Source organism: Nostoc sp. LEGE 06077, assembly GCF_015207705.1.
GTDB lineage: Bacteria > Cyanobacteriota > Cyanobacteriia > Cyanobacteriales > Nostocaceae > Nostoc_B.
In genome coordinates this window covers 1-6,102 of sequence record NZ_JADEWI010000113.1, presented here as the reverse complement: position 1 = coordinate 6,102, position 6,102 = coordinate 1, and the positions used below count along the sequence as shown (strand labels likewise).

6 protein-coding genes are annotated in these 6,102 nt (G+C 38.9%); 2 read left to right on the top strand and 4 right to left on the bottom strand.

What is annotated here, in order from left to right:
- Positions 1-195 precede the first annotated feature (195 nt).
- Entirely contained in the window at positions 196-1,563 is a 1,368-nt protein-coding gene (locus IQ244_RS31935; protein WP_193900670.1) for a cytochrome P450, read from the bottom strand.
- Between the two features lie 150 nt (positions 1,564-1,713).
- Here IQ244_RS31935 and IQ244_RS31930 point away from each other — a divergent pair, with 150 nt between their 5' ends.
- Complete coding sequence (locus tag IQ244_RS31930) at positions 1,714-3,012, top strand: cation:proton antiporter (protein WP_193900669.1); 1,299 nt, start codon at positions 1,714-1,716, stop codon at positions 3,010-3,012.
- Positions 3,013-3,312: 300 nt separating this feature from the next.
- On the opposite strand, the gene IQ244_RS31925 is transcribed toward IQ244_RS31930, so the two are convergent.
- A complete protein-coding gene (locus tag IQ244_RS31925) occupies positions 3,313-4,455 on the bottom strand; it encodes a saccharopine dehydrogenase family protein (RefSeq protein WP_193900671.1) in 1,143 nt (380 codons plus the stop codon).
- A 346-nt stretch (positions 4,456-4,801) separates the two neighbouring features.
- Between IQ244_RS31925 and IQ244_RS31920 the strand changes: the two genes are divergently transcribed.
- On the top strand, positions 4,802-5,035 hold the full coding sequence (locus IQ244_RS31920) for a hypothetical protein (RefSeq protein ID WP_193900668.1): 234 nt from the start codon (positions 4,802-4,804) through the stop codon (positions 5,033-5,035).
- A 67-nt stretch (positions 5,036-5,102) separates the two neighbouring features.
- Here IQ244_RS31920 and IQ244_RS31915 read toward each other — a convergent pair whose 3' ends face one another.
- Together IQ244_RS31915 and IQ244_RS31910 are read right to left on the bottom strand one after the other, a co-directional pair.
- Positions 5,103-5,336: a Nif11-like leader peptide family natural product precursor gene (locus IQ244_RS31915; protein WP_193900667.1), complete on the bottom strand. Its 234-nt coding sequence runs from the start codon at positions 5,334-5,336 to the stop codon at positions 5,103-5,105.
- A gap of 87 nt (positions 5,337-5,423) precedes the next feature.
- Positions 5,424-5,828: a DUF4112 domain-containing protein gene (locus tag IQ244_RS31910; protein ID WP_193900666.1), complete on the bottom strand. Its 405-nt coding sequence runs from the start codon at positions 5,826-5,828 to the stop codon at positions 5,424-5,426.
- Positions 5,829-6,102 lie beyond the last annotated feature (274 nt).

Sequence of the window (6,102 nt, the reverse complement as noted above, 5' to 3'; positions counted from 1 at the left end):
TACCTTCCCGAACTCAGAGGTGAAACGCTGCTGCGGCTACGATAGTTGGAGGGTTGCCTCCTGCCACAATTGCTCGGTGCCAGGTTCTATACTTTAAAAGCCTCTTTCTCTTCAGAAAGGGGCTTTTTGGTGTGTGTGTTTAAAATAATCGGCATCCCTAGCTCAAAAGAAGATAGGCGATCGCCACTTTAAGAGCTACACTCCAACAAGAGTATCTGCTTTTTGCCGTCTTCCAGTCATAATTAGCCACTTACCACTTGAAGGCCCTAAAGTTACTCCTCGACGTATGGGTTTAACTGAATAATTATCAACTAATGATAAATCTACATGAGACAGTACTGTTGCCAGTACCAGTTTCATTTCAAACAAGGCAAATGCCATACCTAAGCAACGACGATTGCTACCACCAAAAGGTAAATATTCATATAGAGAATATTGTCTTTCTAAAAATCTTTCTGGTTTAAACTGTTGTGGTTCTGGATATAAATCTGGGCGGCGATGAGTTAAATAAATGCAACCTACCAGCAATGTTCCCGGTTCAAATTGATGACCCATAATTTCTAGGGGTGTTTTCACAATACGCGGGATAGTAATCATAGCGATGGGGTAAATGCGTAATGTTTCTTGGCAAACCGCTGTTAAATAAGGCAAGCGAGTAATTTCGTCTAGGTTTGCATTGTTGCCAAAACGATCTAACTCAGCCAAAAGCTTTTCGCGTATTTGTGGTGTGCGATGAATCAAGTACAAAGCCCATGTTAAGGCTGAGGCTGTGGTTTCATGGCCAGCAACTAATAGAGTCATCAATTCATCGCGCAACTCTACATCGGTCATAGCTTCGCCGTTTTCATCGCGGGCTGACATCATTAAAGATAAAATGTCGCTCCCAGAAGTATCGGCATGATGTCTGCGTTCCCGAATCTCCGCATATAGGAGTTGGTCAATTTTTTCTCTTTGACGCAAAAAATTGCCCCAAGGACTCCATGAACCTAAATCTATTTGCATGAATGGCAAAAACGAGATCGTAGAACGCAATGCTGAACCACTTAAATCTAGTATGGAAGTCAAGAGTTTTTGCAATTGCGTATAACGTTCTCCTTTATTCAGTCCGAACACAGCTTGTAAAATCACCCTCAAAGAAATTTCTTGCATAGAGTCCCGTACAGAGAAAGGCTGACCAATTTTCCACTGACTGACAACTTCTTCTGTGATGTTAGCGATTATACTGCCGTAGGCTTTCATGCGATCGCCGTGAAAAGGTGGTGTTAATAGCTTACGCTGGCGTTGGTGGGATGTACCAGACAGCAATATTAAAGAATTTTCACCTAATAAAGGCTGTAAAATTTGGGCTGAACCTCTAGAGTCTAAATTACTGAGGTTATCTGTAAACAACTGTTGAATTGCTTCCGGGTTACTCAAAAACACCATTGGCTGCTTTTTAGTTAGCCATAAAGTAAAACAGTCTCCATGTGCTTTGGCTGAATTTTCCATCAGTTGCAATGGCTGATAAATCCATTGCACTAACTGCATGAATTTAGGAATTTTTGGACTATCGGGAAGTTGCATAACTCAGGTGCCTAGTATTGTTATTTTTACTAACCTAACAAAAGTATTAATTACCGGATTTTTCTTCAATAAATCTACCCATAGGTAATTTATTGCTAGGAATATTACAACTAAACTAGCAGGTTGGTATACTTCTTTATACTAATTTTCATGTTTGATATCTATATTATTGACTTATTTGTGATTGGATTACTCTTACTAGTTGTTACATTAGCATCTGGTTGGATTACCCGCTTACCTTTATCTTTTTCACTTATCTATCTATTGGTTGGGATTTTGTTAGGGCCTTATGGCTTAGGGTTAATTCAATTACGCCGTGATGACGTATTCAATGCCGAGTTATTAGAAAAAGTTGCCGAATTAGTAGTTATTATTTCAGTTTTTGGTTGTGGCTTAAAAATTATTCGGCCACTAAATTTACAGGTTTGGGGCATCACTTCTCGCCTGATTGGGCTATTAATGCCAATTTCAATTTTTGGCTTGGCTGTTGTGGCCAGATTATTTTTAGGTATGAGTTGGGGAGAAGGTATATTGTTAGGAGCGATTTTAGCACCTACTGACCCTGTGTTAGCTTCAGAAGTGCAACTTACTGATACTAATGATACAGATGAGTTACGTTTTGGTTTAACGTCCGAAGGTGGATTAAATGATGCCTTAGCTTTTCCTTTTGTTTATTTTGGTATTTATGCCTTAAAAGATGATAATTGGCAAAACTGGTTTAAACAATGGATAATAATAGATTTATTTTGGGCGATCGCCGCAGGAATATTTATGGGAATTTTAGTTCCTAAAGTCATCGTCTGGATTGATCAAAATATTCAAAAGCGCCGTTCTGCTGATAAATTAATGGAAGATTTTGTTGGTATTAGTATAGTATTACTAACTTATTCTTTAACCGAATTTGTCAATGGTTATGGTTTTCTGGCTGTATTTGTAGCGGGTTTAGTAGTGCAACGTAGTTATCGCAATCCTGAAAAACCATTGGCTCAATTAGAATTTATTGAGCAACTAGAAAAACTGTTAGAAGTTGGGACAATTCTATTATTAGGCTCTATCTTACTATTCCAGCCTATGGTTGATTATGCTGGGCAATCTTTACTAGTAATTATTTTATTGTTCTTATTCATCAGACCTTTAGGTGGGTGGATCAGTACAATGAGTAAACATCCATTTAGTTCGCATCGCCGCAATTTACACCCTGGAACTCGCTGGTTATTTGGTTGGTTTGGAATTCGTGGAGTTGGTTCCCTTTACTATCTTGCTTATGCTTTTGGTAATGGTCTCAAGGGAGAAGCTGCTGAACAAATTGCCTGGATAACTTATACGACTATTGTTGTTTCAGTAATTGTGCATGGAGTTAGTGCAACTCCCTTAATGCGTTGGTATGAGGCGCATATTGTTAAGCAGAAAAAATCTATCCCTGCTTCTACAATTGATGAATTTGAGTAACCGCAGACATAATCATTGCTGATGCAGGATACATAGAAGAATGAAAATTTGAGAGATTTTCTGATAAATGGTATAAGAAAAAGAAAGTACTTGTAAATTCTACTCAAGTATAGTACTATAGTACTATAATAAGAGACCCTAATAAAACAACCCCACAGTACCCGTGGGGTTTTTCCATTGAAAATGAGCTTCGGAGATCCTTTGACTTGTAGGTTGATACATTTATTTAGACAAACTATATTCAATTGATCGCTCAAAGATTCTGATTTGGAAAGCGATCGCAATCTAGATTTTATCCTGTTATGTCGCTGAGTCTTGGGTGTTAGAACTGATAACCGATTCGGGGTACTTTAAGAATGTATTTTCAATCTTAATTCCACGACTATTCATCACCTGAGTAAACAACTCTGTGGGTAAGGCATTTTCTACAGGTAAAACTCCAGGTTTATTCAGTTTACCTTCTAGAATTAATTGAGCCACGGTACCAGTACCACAACCAGTAGCTACAGCGGCATTATCATGCAATACAGTAGAAGCATAAACGCCTGTGGAGCCATTTTTTTTGCCTATAACTTCAGATTTGACGGCTACACCAATACCGCTAAAACGATTAGTGAAATCTGTCATTGTATGGCTGACATGAGATAAAAACTCAATCATGCCATTACGCTGCATTAACCACTTGGGAAAAATATGTGCTGCAATCCAGGTTAGATGATTATAGTAATCTGGAAATGAACCAAATTTGGTAGTGACACTTTTAACCGATGGGAAGGCATAAGGCAATGTAAAGGTTTCTGGCATATCAAACCAGTAGACTCCACTACGTTGATAGTGAGGAAACTCAACAATTTCTCTTTCACTATAAGGTTTGACTTCCTGCCATTTCCCATCTATCCAAGCTTCAAAAGGATGTTGTAGACCGAGAAAAGTTGTCCGCATAACGGTGATACCCGCACCACCAGAACCAGCCACTAAATAATACAGCTTGATTTTTTCGGCTTCATCAAATTGCTCTACACCCTGACGCACCATACTGTTAGATATGCCAGGGAAAATGCCTGTATTAATTACGGCTGTTACCCCAGCGGCAACAGCTTGTTCATGATAAGTTAAAGCTTTGCTAGTAAAAGAACGGTGGTCACTTACATCTATATAGTTCACACCTTGTTCAATACAAAATTTTAGAACATCAGCATCCCGGTAGTGAAACGGGCCTGCACAGTGAACTACTAAATCAGAGTTGGTGATCGCTTCCCGTAGTTTATCAACTTCTGCCAAGTCTAACGTTAAATACTGCTCTCGTTCTCCTAATGGCAAATTTCCCGTCGCTGGAGTACGCCCAGTGATGGTAATTTTGGCTTGCGTATGGTTAGCAATATCCTGAGCGACATTGCTACCAATCCGCCCCCTTCCTCCAAGAATTAAAACGCGGTCTGTCATTACTCCGGTATGGGCAACATTACTAGTATTTGACCAGTTACTGATTGTCTTTGTCATCGGTTACAAGGATGACTTGCCTACCAATAGAGGAAGATATATACAGCATTTACGCACTTCGCTTATTTATGAAGATTAGGTATAAAATTATAAGTATCAGAGACCACAATCAAACCGTATCAGTCAATCAGAGTGGTTTTGATAAACAAATTTTGTCAAGTATGTAAGTCTGCATATATTTAATAAGTTTTTGTAATATTACCGATATTAGTGAAGTTAAATAATTTAATATTTTCTTTATATTGTGATCAGTGCTAATCCACGTTCATTCAAGCCAGGAGCGATAGTAATGAAGATGTGCCTTGTAAACTCAAAAATATTACGTCAGTTTTGGGCTGTAGTGGAACAAACCCAAAGTAGTACACTCCTCGGACTTAGTGACAAAGATTTGGTTAAGCTGTTATTAGGACAAATTGAGAACAACAAAGTCCTGGATTCGGAAGAAACTCTCGGCCTAACGGATTACATTTACTCTAAGACTTTGCTTATACGTGATTTAGCCCAGGCACGTTCAGCATTATAATGGGAGGCAAAAGCCTATGCAAGTATCTAGTCTTTTTGTATAGACTTTTAGCCTATTATTTCCAGAATTATCGAGGATTAATATGCCGTCTGGGGCCCCATCCTGGATTGACAATGGCAGCTAAATCTTCTGCTGATAATTTATCAATTTCTGCCTCTAGTTCTTCGACAGTGAAATCATAGCCACTTTCTTTAGCAATCTGAATAAATGCTTCTGGATTAGCTGTGGCTTTAAGTCTTTGTTGGAATGCTTGGTCTTCTTTAACTGCCTGAAAGAATGTTGCAGCATTTTGTATTGCCATAATAATTCATCTCCTATGTTAAATAGTCAAGCGTAAATGTCTGAATTAAGACTGCGTTGGCTTACCCGAATATTGCAAATCTCAATTTTAAACTCGGAGCAATTTCTTTTCTGTAATTTCAGCAGATACCTCTGGTAGTTCTGGTTCCACTGTTGTCAGATGTTGCTCTAAAATTGCCAAATTGCGAATATTGGATTTGTAGAACGCATCAAACAAATCACCCACTAAAGGTACAGTGCCAACTACAGCTTCTAAACCAACATTAAAAATCATTTTGGCTAAGTCTTGGCGAGGGATACCAAAGCGGGTAGCTAAAAATATAATGTAAGTCGAAAATGCTGTACTGATCAAATCTCCAGCACCTGGAACCAGACCAATAATTGGGTCTAATCCAATGCGAAAACCAAAAACAGGTATGCGTATAGATGTATCCATCAGACGGCTAAGTCGGCGAATACGGTCAAGAGTAGCTAGGCGTTTAACAGCATCCATAATTTATGATCTTGGCACTACTTTTAAGGTGCATTATTTTCTTTTAGATGTCTTGTATCCTGAGAAAGAACAAGTAAACAAATCTACCTTCCTTGATGCTGCTTCTGGCTTATTCCCTGGTTAAATTTGCCAAGATTCTGCACAGTTTTGAGTTGGCGATCGCACTGCTAAACTGAAGTTATTTTTATAGCAATTTCCAAGCACATGAAATACACCCCACCCGCACTGTCGCGCACCCTTCCCTTGGCAAGGGGAGGGTTTGGGAGGGGTAATT